At 70.0% G+C, this 19,685-nt stretch carries 17 protein-coding genes; 11 read left to right on the plus strand and 6 right to left on the minus strand.

Features of this window, described 5'->3' with window-relative positions:
- Positions 1–4 precede the first annotated feature (4 nt).
- On the minus strand, positions 5–1,537 hold the full coding sequence (locus EGT29_RS14375) for a M28 family peptidase (protein ID WP_161567823.1): 1,533 nt from the start codon (positions 1,535–1,537) through the stop codon (positions 5–7).
- Positions 1,538–1,712: 175 nt separating this feature from the next.
- Between EGT29_RS14375 and EGT29_RS14380 the strand changes: the two genes are divergently transcribed.
- From EGT29_RS14380 to EGT29_RS14400, 5 genes are all read left to right on the plus strand, one after another.
- Positions 1,713–2,123 carry a DUF2946 family protein gene (locus EGT29_RS14380; protein ID WP_124689634.1) on the plus strand — a complete coding sequence of 137 codons (411 nt, stop codon included), beginning with the start codon at positions 1,713–1,715 and terminating at the stop codon, positions 2,121–2,123.
- Positions 2,124–2,219: 96 nt separating this feature from the next.
- Complete coding sequence (locus EGT29_RS14385) at positions 2,220–4,418, plus strand: TonB-dependent siderophore receptor (protein WP_124692359.1); 2,199 nt, start codon at positions 2,220–2,222, stop codon at positions 4,416–4,418.
- 9 nt (positions 4,419–4,427) lie between these two features.
- Positions 4,428–5,930 carry a PepSY domain-containing protein gene (locus EGT29_RS14390; protein ID WP_124689635.1) on the plus strand — a complete coding sequence of 501 codons (1,503 nt, stop codon included), beginning with the start codon at positions 4,428–4,430 and terminating at the stop codon, positions 5,928–5,930.
- A 93-nt stretch (positions 5,931–6,023) separates the two neighbouring features.
- Positions 6,024–6,638, plus strand: a complete 615-nt coding sequence (locus tag EGT29_RS14395; protein ID WP_124689636.1) for a TetR/AcrR family transcriptional regulator — start codon at positions 6,024–6,026, stop codon at positions 6,636–6,638.
- Positions 6,639–6,655: 17 nt separating this feature from the next.
- The gene (locus EGT29_RS14400; RefSeq protein WP_124689637.1) at positions 6,656–7,861 is read left to right on the plus strand and encodes an MFS transporter; all 1,206 of its coding nucleotides are present in this window, start codon (positions 6,656–6,658) and stop codon (positions 7,859–7,861) included.
- Between the two features lie 16 nt (positions 7,862–7,877).
- Here the strand turns inward: EGT29_RS14400 and EGT29_RS14405 are convergent, their stop codons facing one another.
- The 3 genes from EGT29_RS14405 to EGT29_RS14415 form a co-directional block, all read right to left on the minus strand.
- Complete coding sequence (locus EGT29_RS14405) at positions 7,878–8,762, minus strand: NAD(P)/FAD-dependent oxidoreductase (protein ID WP_124689638.1); 885 nt, start codon at positions 8,760–8,762, stop codon at positions 7,878–7,880.
- Between the two features lie 110 nt (positions 8,763–8,872).
- Positions 8,873–9,352, minus strand: a complete 480-nt coding sequence (locus EGT29_RS14410; RefSeq protein ID WP_192901754.1) for an Rrf2 family transcriptional regulator — start codon at positions 9,350–9,352, stop codon at positions 8,873–8,875.
- Positions 9,353–9,405: 53 nt separating this feature from the next.
- Positions 9,406–10,281 (minus strand): aldo/keto reductase family oxidoreductase, encoded by an 876-nt coding sequence (locus EGT29_RS14415; protein ID WP_124689640.1) that lies wholly within the window; start codon positions 10,279–10,281, stop codon positions 9,406–9,408.
- Between the two features lie 99 nt (positions 10,282–10,380).
- On the opposite strand from EGT29_RS14415, the gene EGT29_RS14420 reads away from it, so the two are divergent.
- Both EGT29_RS14420 and chrA read left to right on the plus strand, forming a co-directional pair.
- Positions 10,381–11,316: a LysR family transcriptional regulator gene (locus EGT29_RS14420; protein WP_124689641.1), complete on the plus strand. Its 936-nt coding sequence runs from the start codon at positions 10,381–10,383 to the stop codon at positions 11,314–11,316.
- Between the two features lie 5 nt (positions 11,317–11,321).
- Complete coding sequence (gene chrA, locus EGT29_RS14425; RefSeq protein WP_124689642.1) at positions 11,322–12,539, plus strand: chromate efflux transporter; 1,218 nt, start codon at positions 11,322–11,324, stop codon at positions 12,537–12,539.
- Between the two features lie 10 nt (positions 12,540–12,549).
- On the opposite strand, the gene EGT29_RS14430 is transcribed toward chrA, so the two are convergent.
- Both EGT29_RS14430 and EGT29_RS14435 read right to left on the minus strand, forming a co-directional pair.
- Positions 12,550–14,877, minus strand: a complete 2,328-nt coding sequence (locus tag EGT29_RS14430) for a mechanosensitive ion channel domain-containing protein (RefSeq protein WP_370282358.1) — start codon at positions 14,875–14,877, stop codon at positions 12,550–12,552.
- Between the two features lie 102 nt (positions 14,878–14,979).
- Positions 14,980–15,627 (minus strand): TetR/AcrR family transcriptional regulator, encoded by a 648-nt coding sequence (locus EGT29_RS14435; RefSeq protein ID WP_238159982.1) that lies wholly within the window; start codon positions 15,625–15,627, stop codon positions 14,980–14,982.
- Positions 15,628–15,795: 168 nt separating this feature from the next.
- Between EGT29_RS14435 and EGT29_RS14440 the strand changes: the two genes are divergently transcribed.
- The 4 genes from EGT29_RS14440 to ada all read left to right on the plus strand — a co-directional run bounded on the left by EGT29_RS14440 (position 15,796) and on the right by ada (position 19,684).
- On the plus strand, positions 15,796–16,971 hold the full coding sequence (locus EGT29_RS14440; protein WP_124689644.1) for a hypothetical protein: 1,176 nt from the start codon (positions 15,796–15,798) through the stop codon (positions 16,969–16,971).
- A gap of 130 nt (positions 16,972–17,101) precedes the next feature.
- Complete coding sequence (locus tag EGT29_RS14445; protein ID WP_124689645.1) at positions 17,102–17,851, plus strand: 2OG-Fe(II) oxygenase; 750 nt, start codon at positions 17,102–17,104, stop codon at positions 17,849–17,851.
- Between the two features lie 9 nt (positions 17,852–17,860).
- Positions 17,861–18,511, plus strand: a complete 651-nt coding sequence (gene alkB / locus EGT29_RS14450) for a DNA oxidative demethylase AlkB (protein WP_124689646.1) — start codon at positions 17,861–17,863, stop codon at positions 18,509–18,511.
- A 90-nt stretch (positions 18,512–18,601) separates the two neighbouring features.
- The gene (gene ada / locus EGT29_RS14455; protein ID WP_238159985.1) at positions 18,602–19,684 is read left to right on the plus strand and encodes a bifunctional DNA-binding transcriptional regulator/O6-methylguanine-DNA methyltransferase Ada; all 1,083 of its coding nucleotides are present in this window, start codon (positions 18,602–18,604) and stop codon (positions 19,682–19,684) included.
- Position 19,685 lies beyond the last annotated feature (1 nt).

Genomic DNA, 19,685 nt, shown 5'->3' on the forward strand with positions numbered 1-19,685 from the left:
CCGGCTAGCGCAGCGCGGGCAGGTGCCGCGGCCGCATGTCGGCCGGCGGCGTGTAGCCCTTGCGTACCGTACGCGCCGCGCCCCCCTGCGGGGCCGTGCGCAGGATGCCCCGCAGGTCGTTGGCATGGTGCAGCGTTGCCGCCGCCACCGCCTTGCTGTTGAACTCCAGCGCGGCCGGATCCAGGTTCGCCAGGTCGTCGCAGGCAGCGTGGTAGCAGGGATCGAACGTGATGCCGGCCTTGCCGCCCCATAGCGCGACATCCGCCTCGGTCTTGATCTCGTCCACGCCCGAGGAAATGCCGCCCGCGGGAATGCCCAGTTCGATGAACGGGCCGTAGTCCGAACGGCCGTCGAACGGCGTTCCCTTGAACGGCGTGTTCCGGGCGGCGTAGAAACGCTCGAAGGTCTGCTCGATCACCTCGGAGCCGGCCGGCCCCGGCCCCTGGCTGCGGCCATCGGAGTTGTCGCCGTCGTAGATGAAATAACCCGGGTTGGGTGATCCGATCATGTCGAAGTTCAGATACATCGCGATCTTGGCCAGGGCCTCGGGCGCCAGCCCGCCGACGTAGTCGGCCGAGCCCAGCACGCCTTCTTCCTCGGCGCCCCACAGGGCAAAGCGCAGCCTGTACCGCGTCGTCGTGCGCGCCAGTTGCACCGCGGTCTCGAGCACGGCCGCCGATCCGCTGCCATTGTCGTTGATGCCCGGGCCGGCCTGCACCGAATCCAGGTGCCCGCCCACCATGACCACGTGGTTCTCGTCGCCACTGCGGCCCTCGGCGACCAGGTTGAAGGTGGTCGCGGGATCGCGCCGGGTCGAGGCCGCCACCCGCAGCACCAGGCCGGGCGTCGCCGCCAGTTGCCGGCCCAGGGCCTGGGTTGCCTCCAGTACCGGGATATCGACGCCAGCCCGCGGGCTCAACGCGCCATGGACCATGCCTTCCGCGTTGTTGTAGACGACGGCCCCCACGGCACCCGCCTTTTCGGCAAGCCCGATCTTCTGGTCGAAGCTGCAATCTCCGCGTTCGATCAGGGCGATGCTGGCCGGCGGAAATCCGGCGAAGTCGTCGGCGCGGCACCCCCTGCCACCGACGACGCCCACCGCCGCCGAGACATCGCCCGAACCGGAATAGTCCATGACCCGATGCGCGAAATCCACCGCGGCCCCGGGTCCGACCTGGCGCAGCACGCTCGCCCCCAGGTTCTCGTACCTGACGAAGTCGAATGACGAGCGGGTCACGGCATAGCCGGCGTCACGCAGCACGCGCTCCGCGTAGGCGCCCGAGGCCTCGTAGCCCGGCGATCCCGAAGCCCGATGGCCCCCGTTCGCCCTGGCGATGCGGTCGAACTCCCGCAGATGGCTCATGACGCCGTCGAGCGTCATGCACGCCAGGAGTTTGTCTTCGGTGTCGTTGACGCGCCCGGCACAGGCGGTCTCGGGCGCGACGGCCCCGTCGCCGCCGCAGCCGGCAAGCAGCAGCACCGCGGCGGCCAGCGCCGCCAGCCGAGCGACACGCGGTTCGATGAAATACGAAGCCATGGAGCATCCTTGAAAAATCGACGGCGATCGTAACAGAAGGTATCCGAGCGAGATAGCAGACCGGGGCGGGACCGCCCGAGGGCCCGGCTGCAGGCCCAAATTGACGCCACCGGATTTCCTGCCCATACTGCCGCGTCTCCCAGGCCCCCGGGCCTGATCGTCCCGCGACTCGAGCATGCATCGGCCATTCCTCCGATCCACCAGCCAGGACCGCCATCGCGGCATCGCGATGCTGGTCCTGCTCGCGCTGCTCTGGGGGATGCTGGCGCCGGCCATCGCCAATACGCTGGCCCGGCCCAACGATGCCTGGGTCGAGCTTTGCAGCGTCTACGGTCCGAAACTGATCAAGCTGTCGGACGACGGCTCCCAGCCATCGCAGGACGACTCGGCCACGACGCCTGCCGACTGCCCGTATTGCCGGCTCCATGCCGCCGTCGCACTGCCCTCCCCCCGTGGCGGTCTCGTCCTGGTGGGCCTCGTCGTCTCGGCCGAGGCGCCAGCGCTTCCTCCCGCTCCGCTTCTGGGCACGGCGCCCATCTCGCGCCCGCCGCCCTCCCGCGCCCCGCCTTCCACGTCCGTTTCCTGACCCCGCCCGGCCTGCCCGCGTGGCAGCGCCGCTTCGCCCAGCCGCGCCGCGCGCGCGGCCGACCAGGAGTCGTTCGTGTTCCCCACCGTTTCTCCGATGCGCCGGCGCGCGCATCGCGCCGCGCCGCGCCCATCCCTGTCCGGCCCCCTGTGCGCCGGCCTGCTCGCCACCTGCCAGTCGCTTGTGGCGCCCGCTCATGCCCAGGCCGCCCCTGAACAGGCCCTGCCCGCCATCGAAGTCAGCGGCAGCGCCGACCGGCCCAACGGCAAGCTCAACCTCGACACGCCCGCCGCGGCCGCCAGCAATCTCGGCCTGACCGCCCGCGAGACCCCCGCCTCGGTCACCGTGGTCGATCGCGCCACGATCGATGCGCGGGGCGCGCAGAACACGCAGGAGATCCTGCGCGCCATCCCCGGTGTGACCGCCCACGATGCGCCCGGCAACGTGGGCGTGAGCTATCGCGGCTTCGGCACCGGCTCCATCAGCCAGCTGTTCAACGGCATCAACGTCCAGTACTCGATCGCCGCCCGTCCCGTGGACAGCTGGATCTACGAGCGCGTCGAAGCCATCGGCGGCCCGTCCAGCTTCCTGTTCGGCGCCGGCGCGGTGGGTGGATCGATCAATTATGTGACCAAGCTGGCCCGGCGCGAGGACATCTCGGAAGGCCAGTTGCGGCTGGGCAGCAACGGACTCAAGGAAGCCTCGGTCGGACTGAACCGGCGCATCGCGGGCGAGGCCGGCGGCCCCGGCCACTACCTGCGCCTGGATATCAACCATCGCGACGCCGACAGCTGGGTCGACGGCACCGGCACGCGCGCCACGCAGCTCGCGGCCTCGGTGCTGTCCGACTTCGGCAACGGCTTCACCCACACCCTGGCCTACGAGTACCAGCACGAGCATGTCGACCGCCCCTACTGGGGCACGCCGCTGCTGAACCCGATCGCCGGCACCGCGAGCATCGACGAAGGCACCCGCTTCAAGAACTACAACAGCGCCGACGGGGTGTACATCCAGCGCGTGCAGTGGCTGCGTTCCATCGCCGAGTGGCGGGTCAGCGACAAGCTGCAATGGCGGAACACCTTCTACGTCTACGACGCCCTGCGCGACTACCGCAACGTCGAGAACTATCGCTTCAACGCCGACAACACCCAGGTCATACGGTCGAGCGCGCTGCTGCAACGGCACGACCAGCACCTGGTGGGCAACCGCATCGACGGCATCTACCACGGCGAGATCGCCGGCAGGAAAAGCGACTGGGCCTTCGGCGTCGATGCCAGCGTGAACCGCCAGACCCGCTTTCCGAACAGCCTGTCCGGCACGATCGGCACGGTCAATCCCTACGATTACGGCACCGAGCGCTTCTTCGACATTCCCGGCATGTCGCCGGGTTTCCGGCCGGACCGCGACAACAAGGTACGCACCCTGGCGGTCTATGCAGAGAACCGTACCGCGCTGCGGCCGGACCTGCACCTGGTCACCGCGCTGCGCCACGAGCGCATCCAGCTCGACCTGACCAACCGGCGCGAGATCACGGCCGCCAATCCGGCCGAGTTCCGTCGCGGCTATCACCCGACCACGGGGCGCATCGGCCTGGTCTGGGACGTCACCCAGGATGCCGCGCTTTACGCGCAGTACGCCACCGCCGCGGATCCACCGTCGGGCGTGCTGTCCACCGCCTCGTTCGCGGACGTGCGCAACAACAGCGAACTGACCTCGGGCCGCCAGGCCGAGGTGGGCGGCAAGCTGGATTTCTGGGAAGGCAAGGGAACGGCCACGCTGGCCGCCTATCGCATCTCGCGCCGGAACATCGCCAGCCAGGATCCGAACGACAGCAGTATGACCGTGCTCGTGGGCGAGCAGTCGTCCCGGGGGCTGGAACTGGCCGTGGGCCTGCAGCCCGACCGGCGCTGGTCCATCCAGGGCAACATCGCGTACGTGGACGCGCGCTACGACGACTACACCCAGGGCGGCGTGTCGCTGGCGGGCAAACGCCCGACCAACACGCCGGCCACGGTCGCCAACCTGTGGGTGTCCTATGCCGTCACGCCCGCGCTGCAGGCCAGCCTAGGACTGCGCCGCGTGGGCCGCGTGTACGCCGACGCGGCCAACACCGTGTCCTGGCCCGCCTACCTGCTGGTGGACCTGGGGGTGAGCTACCGCATCGACCGCCGGACCGCGATCGTGGCGCGCATCCGCAACCTGACCGACAAGGTCTATGCGGCCAACATGACACCGACCATGGCTTACCTGGGCGCCCCGCGCACCGCCGACGTCAGCCTGCGGATCGCTTTCTAGGAGACGGCCATGCGTACACGCCTCAAGCGCTGGCTCTATCTGCTGCATCGGTGGCTGGGCATCGTGATGTGCGCGTTCTTCGTGATGTGGTTCGCCTCGGGCGTGGTCATGATGTACGTCGGCTATCCCAAGCTCACCGCGGCCGAGCGCCTGCAACACCTTCCCGCGCTGGACCCGGCGGCGCCTCTGCTCGGGCCCGCGCAGGCGCTGGCGGCGGCCGGCATCGACTCGACACCGAAAAACCTGCGGCTGTCGGCGGCCAGCGCCGGCCGGCCGGTCTACCTGGCCACGCTGGCGGATGGCTCGCGGGCCGGCGCGCCCGTGGCCATCGACGCCGCGACCGGAACGTTGCTGCGCGCGATCGATACCGAGCATGCCGTGGCCAGCGCGGCCGCCTATGCCGGCGGCGCCGTCCAGGCGCGCTATGCGGGCCTGGTGGACGAGGACGCGCACACGCACTCGCGTGCCCTGGACCCGCACCGGCCGCTGCACCGGGTGCAACTGGACGACGAAGCGGGCACGCTACTGTACGTCTCCAGCCACACCGGCGAAGTGGTGCGCGATGCGACGCGTACCGAGCGTGCCTGGAACTACGCGGGCGCGTGGATCCACTGGCTCTATCCATTCCGCGGCAATTTCTTCGACCGCCACTGGGCCGCCATCGTCGATGGCCTGTCCATCGCCGGCATCGCCGTCGCGCTGACCGGCACCATCGTCGGGCTGCTGCGCTGGCGCTTCGCCCGCCCCTACCGCAGCGGCTCGCGCTCGCCGTACCGGGCCGGCATGATGCGCTGGCATCATCTGGCGGGACTGGCATTCGCGTTGACCACGCTCACCTGGATATTCAGCGGCTTGATGTCCATGAATCCGTGGGGCCTGTTCAGCAGCGGCCGCGGCGGGCCTTCCGTGGCCGCCGTGTACGGCGACACGGACGCGATGCCCGCCGGTGCCGCTCCCGTGCAGGCGCTGCTGGCCGGCGGCAACGTCCGCGAGCTGCGCTGGGTCCATCGCCTGGGGCACGAACTCGTCCTGGCCTACGGCCCGGCCGGCCGCCTCGCGCTGCTCGACGCCCGGACCGCGCAGGCCGTCAACCTGGACCCGGACGAACTGCGCCGCGCGGCGACGGAACTCATGCCCGCTCCCGTAGCCCGCATCCAGCGGCTCGACCGCTACGACCTCCACTACTACGACCGGGCTCCGCACACCATGACGGGCGGCGGCGACAAACCGCTGCCGGTCTGGCGCATCGAGTTCGACGATCCCGCCGCGACCTGGGTGCACCTCGACCCCTACACCGGCTCCATCCTGAACAGCACCGACCGCCCGCGCCGCGCCTCGCGCTGGCTGTTCGCCATGCTGCACAGCTGGGACTGGCTGCCGCTGCTGGAGCGCCGGCCGCTGTGGGACGCGGTGCTGATCCTGTTCAGCCTGGGCGGCATCGCGTTGAGCGCCACCGGCCTCGTCATCGGCTGGCGCCGGCTGCGCCTGTCCGGGCATCGCTTCCGGGCTTGACAAGTTAATGACCGGCGGTCATTATCCTTTAACGAAAACGATTCTCATTAATTGGAAGCCGTCATTCGCTCGTCAACGGATAAGAGGCTCGTCATGCAAGGTCACGATCCAGGCCAGCGGCCGCGCGTGCGCGCGCCGCAGAACCGGCGCGCCGAGCTGCTGGACGCGGCCGAACGCCTCTTCCTGCAAAAAGGCGTGGTCCAGACCAGCGTCGACGACATCACCACCGGCGCCCAGGTCTCCAAGGGTACGTTCTACCTGTATTTTTCCTCTCGGGAAGAACTGCTGGGCGCGCTCAGGGAACGCTTCATCCAGGGCTTCTGCCTGCGCGTGGATACGGCCGTGCGGCGCCGCGCGGCCCCCGGCGAAAAGGGATGGAACGCCCGGCTGCGCGCCTGGTTCTCCGCCATGCTGGATGGACTGCTGGACCAGGTCATGCTGCATGACATGCTGTTCCACGATCCCCATCCGGCCAGCCGCGAACTCATGAAGGACAACCCCATCATCGTCCAGCTGGAAGCCCTGCTGGAAGCCGGTGCCGCGGCCGGAGCCTGGCGAGTGGCCGACAGCCACGCCATGGCGATCATGATGTTCCACTCCATGCATGGACTGGCCGACGACGCCGTCGCGCGCGGCGCCACCGCGCAGCGCGCGCGCATCGTGCGCCGGCTGACCGATACCTTCGCCGCGGCGCTGCGCTCCTGTTGACATCACGCGTCGCCGCCATGACTCCGATACCCGCGCCCGCCGCGCCGGCCCCGCAAGCCGGCCCGGCCTTCGACTTCCGCCCCCTGCTGGCGGCCTACATGACCTGCACCATGGCGATGATGGGCTTCGTCTCGGTCATCGGCCCCGTCGCACGATTGCTGCATCTGGCGGCATGGCAGGCCGGCGCCGTCATCACCGTGGGCGGCGTGCTGTGGATGCTGCTGGCCCGGACCTGGGGCGCCGCCAGCGACCGGCTGGGCCGGCGGCGCGTGCTGCTTGCGGGCGTGGGGGGCTTCGCCCTGAGCTACTGGGCGATGTGCGCCGTCGCCATCGCCTCGCTTTATTTCTTTCCCGCCGCCGGACTGGTCTTCGCCGGCCTCGTCCTGACCCGGGGCGCGGTGGGCGCGTTCTTCGCCGCGATCCCCTCGGTCAGCCAGGCGCTGGTGGCCGATCACCTGCCCGCCGAACGGCGAGCCGCCGCCATGGCCTCGCTGGGCGCGGCCAATGCCATCGGCCTCGTGCTGGGACCGGCCATCGTCGCGGCGCTCACACCGCTGGGCCTGTCGCTGCCGCTGGCCCTAATCGCGCTGCTGCCGCTGCTCGGCCTGGGCCTGCTGTGGAAAGCGCTGCCCGATTCGCCCCCCGCCCATGGCACCGCCACGACGGCACTGCGCCTGGTCGAACCCAGGCTGCGCCGGCCGATGACGGTGGCCTTCGTCTGCATGTTCTGCGTCTCCATGGCGCAGATCACCGTCGGCTTCTTCGCGATCGACCAACTGGGCCTGGCGCCCGAGGCCGCCGCGCGCACCGCCGGCCTGGCGCTGGCCATGGTGGGCGTGGCGCTCATCGTCGCGCAGCTGGCGGTGCGCCGCCTGGGCTGGAGCACGCAGCGCCTGATCCGCGCCGGCGCGCTGGTCAGCGCGGCGGGCTTCGGCGCCGTGCCGCTGGCCAGCAGCGGGGCCATGCTGGAAGCCGCTTTCTTCGTTGCCGCGGCGGGCATGGGCTGGATGTTTCCCGCATTCGCCGCGATGGCCTCGAACGCCGTGGCGGCGCATGAACAAGGCGCGGCCGCCGGATCGGTGGGCGCCGCGCAAGGACTGGGCATCGTCCTGGGCCCGCTGGCCGGCACCCTGCTGTACGAGGCCGGTCCAGGCGTGCCCTATGCGCTGGCCGCCGTCCTGCTGGTGCTGGTGGCCGCCTGGCCCGCGCACACCGGGGCCTGACGGCCCTGCCGCTCTTCTACAACCCGAACATCAGCGAGCGATGCGCCGCGGCGCCCGCCATCGCGCCATCGCCCACCGCCGCCGCCACCGAGCCGGCGGGCCGGCCCGTATCGCCGCACGCGAACACACCCGGCACGCTGGTGGCCTTGGTCGTATCGGTCTTGATCGTGCTGCCCCACGGGCCCTCTTCCATCACGCAGCCCAGTTGCTCGGCCAATCCCGAGGAACGGACCCGGGCCGCGATGAACAGTCCATCCAGCGCATGGACTTCGCCGTCGCTCATGACCACCGCCACGCCTTCACCGTCCAGCCGCGCCACCCGTCCCCGCACGAGGGCCACGCCGCGCCCGGCCAGCAGCGCGAGCTGCTGGGCATCGGGCTCGAAGGCCTCGTTCAGGAACAGCGTCGTCGCTCCCCAGTCAGGCAGCATCATCGCCTGGTGCATGGACATCTCGGACAAGGCCAGCACGCCGATGCGGCCCTGCTGCAACTCGTAGCCATGGCAATACGGACAATGGAACACATGGATGCCCCAGCGCGGCGCAAGTCCCGGCAGGTCCGGCAATTCGTCCTTCACGCCCGTCGCGAGCACGAGGCGCCGCGCCGTGCGCACCTGCGCGCCCACCGACACCGCGAAGCCCTCGCCTGCCTGGGCCACCGCGTCCACGCGGGCATCCAGCCACTCCACCGTTTCGTACCTGAGCAGCTGGTCCCGGGCAATGGCGGCGATGTCGGCTCCCGCCTCGCCGTCGCGCGTCAGGAAACCATGGGACAGCGGCGCATACCGGTTGCGGCGCTCGCCGGCATCGATCACGAGCACGCGGCGCCGGGCGCGGGCCAGTTGCATGCCCGCAGAAAGCCCGGCGTAGCTTCCGCCGATGATGATTACGTCGTGGTCCATATCGCTCTCCATGCTCTGTCGAATTCATGTACCTTTAAATGATACATAAAGATTCGCGGCAAGGCCTCGATATCCCTTCGGCGCGCGGGGCCATCCCTACCGGGGCATGTTCAAGACTGCGGGTGGTCCGCCAGGCCCCACGAGGCCGCATGGCAGATCTGGTCGAATTCCCGGGCCAGATCGGCCAATGTCACCGCGCCCAGGCGCCGGACGAGCAAGGCTTGCGCCTCTTCCAGCGCGTCGGCCAGCGCGGCGTTGACCACGCGTTCGACCGCGCAATCGGGATGGGCGTGGTCCGCGCCGATCGCGAAGACCCTGGGCCCGCCCACCGCTCGGTGGATGTCCAGCAGCGTGACGTCGGCCAGGTCGCAATCGAGCCGCCAGCCGCCATGGTGGCCTTTCTCGGACTGCACGTAGCCCGCCTTGCGCAGGCCCGCCATGGTCCGGCGCACCACGGCGGCATTGGTGCCCAGCATCCGGGCGATCTGGGCGGACGTCACGGGCTGGTCGTCCCTGGCCATGTGCAGCAGCACGTGCAGCATCCGGGAAAGGCGGCTATCGGTTCTCACGCGGGGTCTTGTCGGGGGCATGAATGGGATCCACCCGCGACGATAACTCATCTTCGCCGCCGTGCCCGCGCGGCCTACGCCCGCGCTTGCGCCGCGATGCCGTCCAGGTCCGCCATCGCATCGGCGGGCAGCGTCAGCGCGGCCGCCGCCAGGTTCTCCCGCAGATGCTCCGGCGAAGACGTTCCCGGTATCAGCAGCAGGTTGGGCGCGCGCGCCAGCAGCCAGGCCAGCGCGACCTGCATGGGCGTCGCCTCCAGCCGCTGCGCCACGCGGGTCAGGATGCCCGATTGCAGCGGCGAGAAACCGCCCAGCGGGAAGAACGGCACGTAGGCGATGCCCTGGCCGCCCAGTTGATCGATCAGCGCGTCGTCGGCGCGGTGCGCCAGGTTGTAATGGTTCTGCACGCACACGACCGGGGCGATGCGCCGGGCCTGGGCCACCTGCGCGGCCGTGGCGTTGCTCAGGCCCAGGTGGCGGATGAGCCCCTGCCGCTGCAATTGCGCCAGCGCGGTGAACGGCTGCTCGATCGACCCTTCGGACGGCGCGTGCACGTCCCCCATGATGCGCAGGTTGACCACGTCCAGCACGTCCAGGCCCAGATTGCGCAGATTGTCGTGCACGGCCTGCGTGAGCTGTTCGGGGCTTTGCGCCGGATTCCACGAAGCGTCGGGCCCGCGCACGGCGCCGACCTTGGTCACGATGGTCAGGTCCCGGTAGGGATGCAGGGCCTCGCGGATCAACTGGTTGGTGACGTGGGGGCCGTAGAAGTCGCTGGTATCGATATGGTCGACGCCGGCCTCGACCGCGGCGCGCAGCACCGCCAGCGCCCGGGCGCGGTCCCGCGGCGGCCCGAACACCCCCGGTCCCGCCAGTTGCATCGCGCCGTAGCCCATGCGGCGCACGGGTCGGTCCCCCAGGGCAAAACTGCCCGCTGCTTGCAGATCGGTCATGGCATTTCTCCGGAAAGCGTGGATGGATCACACTATAGACACAGCCGCTTCGATCGATAATCTGGTGTAATCAGCACAGGCTGTACGGAATTCCGCACAATGCAAGCACCGCTCCAAGACCTGTTCGCCTTCCTGGCCGTGGTTCGCGCCGGGGGCTTTCGCGAAGGCGCCCGCGCCAGCGGCACCTCGGCCTCGAGCCTGAGCGAAGCGGTGCGGCGGCTGGAGGCTCGGCTGGGTGTCCGGCTGCTCCATCGCACCACCCGCAGCGTGACGCCGACCGAGGCCGGCGCCCGGCTGGTCGAACGGCTGGTCCCCGCGTTGGGCGAAGTGGAAACCGCGCTCGACGTCGTCAACGGGTTCCGCGACCGGCCCGCCGGGACCTTGCGCCTGAACGTTCCGCTCAGCGCGGCGCGGCTGGTGCTTGCCCCCCTCGTCACCCCCTTCCTGCAAGCCTATCCCGACATCAAGCTGGAAATCGTGGTCGAGGACGGCTTCGTCGACTTGCTGGCCGCGGGCTGCGACGCCGGCATCCGCTACGACGAGCGGCTGGAGCAGGACATGATCGCGATTCCCATCGGGCCGCGCTGGCAGCGCTTCGCCACCGCCGCCGCGCCCGCCTACCTGGCGGCGCGCGGCCGGCCCACGCATCCGCGCGACCTGCTCGGCCACGTCTGCCTGCGCGGCCAGTTCTCCAGCGGCGCCATGCCCGCCTGGGAGTACGAACGCAAGGGGGAAGTGCTGCGCGTGGAGCCCGCCGGGCCGCTGCTGGTCAGCCTGGGCAGCGGCGTCGAACTGGCCGTCCAGGCTGCGCGAGACGGCCTGGGCATCATCCACCTGTTCGAGGGCTGGCTGCAGCCCGACCTGGACAGCGGCGCGCTGGAGCCCGTGCTCAAGTCCTGGTGGCGCCCGTTCACCGGCCCCTTCCTTTATTATTCCGGCCGCCGGCACCTGCCGTCGCCCCTGCGGGCCTTCATCGACTTCGTCCGCGCGCACGAAGGCACCGGCAAGCCCTCACGAAAACCCTCCCCACGTTGACGACCATGCCCACCGACGCGCCCCCGGCAAGACACGACGACTCGCGCGACAGCGCCTGGCGGGTATTCCTGGTCTTCCTGCGGCTGGGGCTGAGTTCTTTCGGCGGACCGATCGCGCACCTGGGCTACTTCCGTACCGAATTCGTCGAACGCCGCCGCTGGCTGGACGATCGCAGCTACTCGGATCTCGTGGCCCTGTGCCAGTTCCTGCCCGGGCCGGCCAGCAGCCAGGTCGGCATGGCGGTGGGACTGCGGCGCGCCGGCTGGCCCGGCCTGCTGGCCGCGTGGCTGGGCTTCACCCTGCCCTCGGCCCTGGTCCTGATCCTGTTCGCCTACGGCATGGCCGGCTACCCCGATCTGGCCGCCTCCGGCTGGGTGCACGGCCTGAAAGTCGTGGCCGTGGCGGTGGTCGCGCAGGCAGTCTGGGGCATGGCCCGGTCGCTATGCCCGGACCGGACACGAGCGGGACTGGCCATGCTGGCCGCGCTGGCGACGCTGGCCTTGCCCTCGGCGGCGGGACAGATCGGCGCGATCGTGGCTTGCGGGCTGCTCGGCCGATGGCTGCTGGACCTGCCCGCGCCCACTCCCGCGCATCCGCATTCCTACCCCATCTCCCGCCGCGCCGGTATCGCCGCCCTGGCGCTGTTCGCGCTGCCGCTGGCGGCGCTGCCGGTTTGGGCCGCCGCCAGCGGTTCCTCGCTCGTCGCGTTCTTCGATGGCATCTATCGCGCCGGCGCGCTGGTCTTCGGCGGCGGACACGTGGTGCTGCCGCTCTTGCAAGCCACGGTCGTACCCACGGGCCTGGTCGACAACGCGGATTTCCTGGCGGGCTACGGCGCGGCACAGGCCGTGCCCGGGCCGCTGTTCACCTTCGCCGCCTACCTGGGCGCGGTGTCCCTTGGCCCACTGCACGGCTGGGCCGGCGGCCTGGCCGCGCTGGCCGTGATCTTCCTGCCCGCGCTGCTGGTGCTGGCGGGTGCCTTGCCCTTCTGGGAACCACTGCGCCAGCGCCGCGGCATCCAGACCGCGCTGGCCGGCGTCAACGCCGGCGTGGTAGGCATCCTGCTGTCGGCGCTGTACGACCCGGTATGGACCAGCGCCATCCACGGCCGCGCCGACTTCGCGCTGGCGCTGGCCGCCTTCGGATTGCTGGTCCTGGGCCGCGTGCCGCCCGTCCTGGTGGTGGCGCTGGCGGCGCTGGGAGGCTGGCTGCTGGCGGGTTGAAGGCCGGGGATCAGCTCGCCTCGGCCGGCCCCCCTTCCATGGCCACCCGCACCGGCGGCGCCGCGCCCTGCTTGTCCTGTCCGAAGTAGACCACCATGTGCGGATAGGGCAGCTCGATGCCGGCGGCGTTGAAGTGCTGTTTCACCAGGCGGTTGTAGGCGCGCTGCACCGCCCACTGCATGCCCGGCCGGGTCTTGATCAGGACCCGTATGGTCGCGCCCTTCTCGTTGACCGCGGTGACGCCTGGAATACTGATGTCTTCCAGGATCTCCGGCGCCAGCGCCTCGTCGGTCATCAGTTCCGCGAACGCGTTGCGCATGTGTTGCATGGCATCGTCGATGCTTTCCCGGTGGGCGATCGTGTACTCGCCCAGATGGTAGGAGAAGTCCCGCATGTGGTTGGACACCACGTCCACCGACGAGAACGGCACCAGGTGGTAGCCGCCGTCCAGCGTCCGTATGCCCACCGAGCGGATCGTCATCTTCTCGACCGTACCGAACACCCCGGCTACCTGCACGACGTCGTTCTCGTTCATGCCGTTCTCGAGCTGGATGAAGACGCCGGTGATGATGTCCTGCACCAGCTTCTGCGCGCCGAAGCCCACGGCCAGGCCGACCACGCCGGCGCCCGCGATCAGGGGCGCCACGTCTATGCCTATCTGCGACAGCACCACCATCACCGTCATGGTCACGATCACGATCAGCGCCGCGTTGCGGAACAGCGACAGCAGCGTCTTCTCGCGCGCGGTGGGCATGCGCCCGCCCTCGCGCAGGTTCAGCCGATGCTCGATGATGCTGGCCACCACCGTCCACGCCAGCGCCGCGGCCAGCAGCACGATGGCCACGTTCACCGCCACGCCTATGGCCGCCGCGCCGGCGTCCGAGGCGATCCATCGCGACAGATTGAAGGCGCGCCACGCATCCAGCACCAGCAGCACCACGACGATGCGGACCGCCCATCCCACGAAGCGGATGGTCGCGGGCACATAGGAGTTCAGCCGGTTCTCCAGCATGGGCAGGCGCGCGCGCAGCTCGTCGGACACGCGTACGGGCTTGGCCAGCAGCGCGTTCAGCAGCACGATGGCCAGGCTGCCCACGCCGGTCGCCAGCAGGGTCTGAAGCGTGGCGGCCACCATGAACGGCAGCGCATTGGCCGGATCGATCTGGCTGACCACCAGCAGCACGGTGAAGTACCCGATGCCCAGCCAGTGCCAGACGCGCGCCAGCAGGCGCGGCGACGTGCCCAGGAAGGTCGTCCTGCGCGAACCGCTGTGTTCGAGCTTCTCGCGCACCCGCTGGCGGTTGCGCCAGATCACGCCCACCGCGTACACGTAGACGCCCAGCATGATCACCAGCGCGGCCAGCCGGCCCAGCGCGGGAGACAGGGCCGCCGCCAGCACCGGATCGACCAGCATGGTGCCGTAGCCCGCCGCCATGACCAGCACGATCAGCCAGCGGTTCCAGTAGCGGGCCATCTCGTCCGACATCGGCAGCAGGCGCAGGTGCGGATAGCGCGTCGAGAACACGGTGCGGACCAGGACCTTGGTGATCTCGACCGCCAGGAAGGCCTTCAGGAACACGGCCACCAGCGGATCGACGGCGACGCCGTCCGGACCGCCCCGGACGCCGGCCGCGTACGCCGCCGCGGCGGCCAGCAGCACCACCAGCGCATCGATCACCACCGCGCCGATGATCGCGCCCGCGCGCCGGTACAGGACCGGCATGCCAACGGGCGCATCGGCCCGTGGCGATGCCGTGGCATCCCATCCCAGGCCCGCCACCCAATCGTCGATGCGCCGGTAGATCCACAACGCCACCAGCCGCAGCAGCACGAAGGCGACGATGGCCGTCACGACCGACATGGCCAGCGGCTGCAATGCCCGCGCCTCGTTGCTATCCATGGACGGGCCGTCGCCTTCGGCCATGGCGCGCAGGTCCGCGGCGCCCTGCCCCAGATCAGCAACCAGGCTCGACAGGAAGCGCTGCGTGCCGTCCGCCAGCCGTGCACGCAGCGTGGGGGACGCGTGAGCCGGCGGCGCATCGGAGGCCGCCGCCCCGGCTTGCTTCGTACCGCTTCCAGGCTCGTGCGCCCGCAACTGGTCGATCAGCGCCTTGCGGCTGTCCGGGTTCTCGAGCAGGTCGGCCAGCGCGGCCGGCGTGGGCGCCTCGGCGGGTTGCGCGGCCATCGCGACGCGGGCCGACGCCAGTGTCGCCAACAGCAGCAGGATCAGGAACGCGAAGTGGGCCAACCAGGGCTTGGACAGCCTGCGGCGACTCAGCGAGACGTCGCGGTGGGATTGCAGGGGAAGTGTGCATGCTGTCGTCGCGAGTCGAACCACTAGGGGGTCTCCTGGATGAAAAGGAAGGTGAAAGGCGGGGCCTGCGCCCGCTCATGACGCCACAGGGTAAAACACACGCGGACCACAGACAAATCGCCGCCCCTACCTCAGCCGCGCGCCTGCACGCAAGCCATCGGCGATGAACGCGGCCAGCATGCGGGTCTTGGTCTCGACGTCGATAGCGGTGAACGCGCCGTCCGACAGCCGGGCGATGCGGTGGTCGAACACGCTCATCACCAGCGCTCCCACCGCGAACATGTAGGCCCAGCACAGGTATTCGTGCGAGGCCTCGGGCAATGCGCGCCGCGTGGCCGCGATGTAGGCCTTGGCGATGGGATCGTAGTAGTGTTCGATGATGCCGCGGGTCTCTTCCTGCGGATCGGAGGCCTCGCGCACGACCAGGCGCGCGTACTCCCGGCCCTCGGGCGTCGCATGGCTGCGGATGATGGGACCGACGAAGGCGGTGGCGATATGCCCCAGCACGTCGGGCGCACCGAAATCGATCCGTTCGAGCTGCCGCAGCCGTTCATCGAACAGGTCGCGCCGGTACTCGAAGATGGCCCGGTACAGCCCCAGCTTGGTTTCGAAGTGATAGACGATCAAGGGCAGGCCGACTTCCGCCGCCTTGGCGATGTCGCGCATCGAGACGCCGTGATAGCCCTCGTCGGCGAACAGCCGCTCCGCCGCCACGATCACCCGTTCACGCCGGGCCAGTTCCGCTCCGGCCGGCTCCTTGCTCCGGGATGCCACGGACTTTCCCATCGTGTTGCCTGCTCCGCCATCAGAAACCGCCTAGCGTAGAGGAAGACCGACTGTACGTACAGTCTGCCGAGCCTGGGTACGGCGGGAAATCCCCTATTCGACAAAAAACTGAACGAACGTACAGTCAACCATACTGATCACCCACTCAAGGCCGCCATGTCTATCCGTTCGTCCGTTCCGCTCGAAGCCAGTCCCTACCCCACCGCCTTCCCCCTCGCCGCGGCCACCGCCCCGCAAGGACTGCCCTATTCCGAGGCGGGCAGCGACACTTACCGGTGCGAGATCATCGGCATCGGCCATTTCCAGAAAGAGGGACTGGTGCGCGAAATCTCCAGCGGCCGCACCTGGCGGCTGAGCGCCGACGAGGGCAAGTACCTGCGCGGCACGGACATGGCGCCCGCGCCGCTGATGCACTGGGGCGCGGGGCTGCATGCCGACGCCGTGTTGCGCATCGCGGCGCGGGCGCGTGAGCACGGCCTGGCGCTGCGCGGCCTGTTCGTGCGGGTGCGCCAGGGGTTCGCATCCAAGGGCTCTTTCGTCAAGGGCGAAGCGGTGGGCCTGGTGTACGGCCTGTCATGGCTGGTTGATCTGGACGCCGACGGCGACGCCGGCACCATCGCCCGCGCCGTGCGGGAGGCCCTGGCGGCTTCCCCCGCCGTCGATGCCATGTTGACCCCGCGCGAAGGCCATTTCGCGCTCTACCTGAACGGCCGGCCCGTCGAGGCGGAAGGCCTGCATCCCAGCGCCAACCGGGAAACCGATCCGCTCGCGGCCCACGCCTCGGCCTTCGTCCCCACGGACGAAGCGGCCCACCCCGACATCCTGGCGCGCCTGCCCGGCACGGGCACCGCGGGCATGGTCCTGCAGAACGACAGCACGGCCTCGGTGGGCTGGCACATGCAGGCCGAAGGCGCACTGGACCCGGCGACCGGCCTCGTCCATTCCACCGTCGGTTTTCCCGAAGCCGGCGCGGCCAGCCGCTGGACCCTGGTCAGCGACGGCAGCGGCCGACTGGCGCCCACCCCGCTCGCCTATTTCTCGGTCGGTACCGCGTTCTGCTATCACACGCAGTTCTGCCGCTACATCGACGTGCGCCGGCTGCCGCTGGCATCCACCACGCTGGTGCAGACCACGAGCTACACGGTCGCGGCCGGCGCCGAGGGCGCGCGGGGCACCGCGTCGGCCTTCGATACCCACGTTTTCCTGAACGGCGACATCGACGAATCGGCCGCGGCTCCGCTGCCGCTGGTTGCCGCCCGCACCTGCTACGCCCACCGCGCGATGGAAACGGCGGTGGAGATGAAGGTGGAGGCCGGGCGCGCGACGGCATGAGCAATCCTCCAGGAGCGAAACGCATTGCATGAGGGGCCCTTACGCGGGCGAATTCCAGCGCAAGGAGCGGAGTGTCGACGGTCGCGCGGCGGACGTAGACTGGACCGATCCTGTCAACCGGACGCACGCGATGCACTCCTTATCCCGCTCTCCGCCCCGCCGCAACTCGCAGGCGCCAGACGCGCCCGGCCTGCCGGCGTACGACTGGCACGGTATCGAGCGGACGCTGGGCGAACAAGGCCATGCGGTTCTGCCCGCGCTGCTCGAACCCGCGCAATGTGTCCGGCTGGCCGCGCGCTACCCGCAGGACGCGCTGTACCGCAGCCGCGTCGTGATGAGCCGCCACGGCTTCGGACGCGGCGAATACAAATACTTCGCCTACCCCTTGCCCGCCCCGCTGCACGCGTTGCGGCATGCGCTGTACCCGCGGCTGGCGCCCATCGCCAATAGTTGGAACCGCCTGATGGGCCAAGCCGCCTGCTATCCCGGCGACCTGGATACCTTCCTGGCGTACTGCCACGAGGCCGGCCAGTTGCGTCCGGCACCGCTGATCCTGGCGTATGAAGCCGGCGACTACAATTGCCTGCATCAGGATCTCTACGGCGAACGGGTGTTCCCGTTGCAGGTGGCCATCCTGCTGTCCGAACCGGGACGCGATTTCACCGGCGGCGAATTCGTCATGACGGAAACCGCCAATGACGGCCAGCGCGCCGATGTCATCGCGCTGCGCCAGGGCGACGCGGTGGTATTCGCCGTCAACCAGCGCCCGGCGCCGGGCCGGCGCGGCGGCGTACGCAAGGTGGCGATGCGCCACGGCGTCAGCCGCGTCCACAGCGGCAGGCGGTACACCGTGGGCCTGATCTTCCACGACGCGCGCTAGCGCAGGACCATGCAGACATTCGATCTCTTCTCCGACGCCATCTCCGGCCAGCCCGTGCCCATGGGACCGCGCGCCTTCCTGCTGCGCGGCTTCGCGCTGCCCCGCGTGGACGAACTGCTGCCCGCCATCTCCCGCGTCACGGACGCCGCGCCGTTCCGCCACATGGTGACGCCCGGCGGCTTCACCATGTCGGTCGCACTGACGAATTGCGGCACGCTGGGCTGGACCACCGACCGCCACGGCTACCGGTACTCGCGCACCGACCCCGCCACCGGCCTGCCCTGGCCCGCCATGCCGGAGGCTTTCGCCGCGCTGGCGCAAGAGGCGGCCGACGCGGCGGGCTTTCCGCGCTTCCAGCCCGATGCCTGCCTGATCAACCGCTACCTGCCCGGCGCACGGATGTCGCTGCACCAGGACAAGAACGAACGCGACCTCGACGCCCCCATCGTCTCGGTGTCCCTGGGCATGCCGGCGATCTTCCTGTTCGGCGGCCACCAGCGTTCGGACAAGGCGGCGCGGCTCGAACTGCATCACGGCGACATCGCCGTCTGGGGCGGCCCGGACCGCCTGCGCTACCACGGCGTAATGCCGCTGGCCGACGTCCCGCATCCGGTCCTGGGCCGCCAGCGCATCAACTTCACGTTCAGGAACGCGGGATGACACCTCGGATTCGGGCGCAAGAAACGGAGCGCTTGCGCCCGGACTATTCTCTATCCTGATGACATGACCACGTCCCCCGGAACAGCCGCCATGGGTACGCGCCCACCCTCCGACTATGCCACCGACGACGCCCGCTGGCGGGCGGTCCAGGCGCGCGACGCCGATGCCGACGGCCACTTCGTCTATGCCGTGCGCACGACCGGCGTGTATTGCCGCCCCAGCTCGCCCACACGCCTGCCCCGCCGCGCCAACGTCGAATTCTTCGACTCGCCCCGGGACGCCGAGGCGGCCGGCTACCGCGCCAGCCGGCGACAGCAGGACGGACCCGAAGCCGCGCGCGAACGCGCGGCGCTGATCGCCCGTGCCTGCCGCCTGATCGAAAACGCCGAGACGCCGCCCGGCCTCGCGGAACTGGCCGCTTGGGCGGGTATGAGCCCCTTCCACTTCCATCGGGTATTCAAGGCGGAGACCGGCCTGACGCCCAAGGCCTATGCCTCGGCCCGGCGCGCCCGCCGGCTGCGCGAGGAACTGGGCGAAGCCGATGCCTCGGTCACCGATGCCATCTACGAGGCGGGGTTCAACTCCAACAGCCGGTTCTACGAAGCCTCCGACCAGTTGCTGGGCATGCGCGCGCGCGACTACCGAGCGGGCGGCGCCGGCGCGGTCATCCGCTTCGCGGTGGGTCAATGCTCGCTGGGCGCCATCCTGGTCGCGCAAAGCCAACGCGGCATCTGCGCCATCCTGCTGGGCGACGATCCGGACGCGCTGGTGCGCGACCTGCAAGACCGGTTCCCCAAGGCCCGGTTGATCGGCGGCGACGCCGGCTTCGAACGTCTGGTGGCCCAGGTGGTGGGTTTCATCGAGGCGCCCTCCATCGGCCTGAACCTGCCGCTGGACGTGCGCGGCACGGCCTTCCAGGAACGCGTCTGGCAGGCCCTGCGCGAGATCCCGCCGGGCCGGACCGCGAGCTATGCCGAGATCGCGCAGCGCATAGGCGTGCCCCGGGCCGTACGCGCCGTCGCCCAGGCCTGCGGCGCCAACCACATCGCCGTGGCCATCCCCTGCCACCGGGTCATCCGGCGCGACGGCGACCTGTCGGGCTACCGTTGGGGCGTGGAGCGCAAGCGCGCGCTGCTCGGGCGCGAGGCCGGAGGCTCGCGCGACCGCAAATGAC

The sequence above is a fragment of the Pigmentiphaga sp. H8 genome, from assembly GCF_003854895.1.
Lineage (GTDB): Bacteria > Pseudomonadota > Gammaproteobacteria > Burkholderiales > Burkholderiaceae_B > Pigmentiphaga.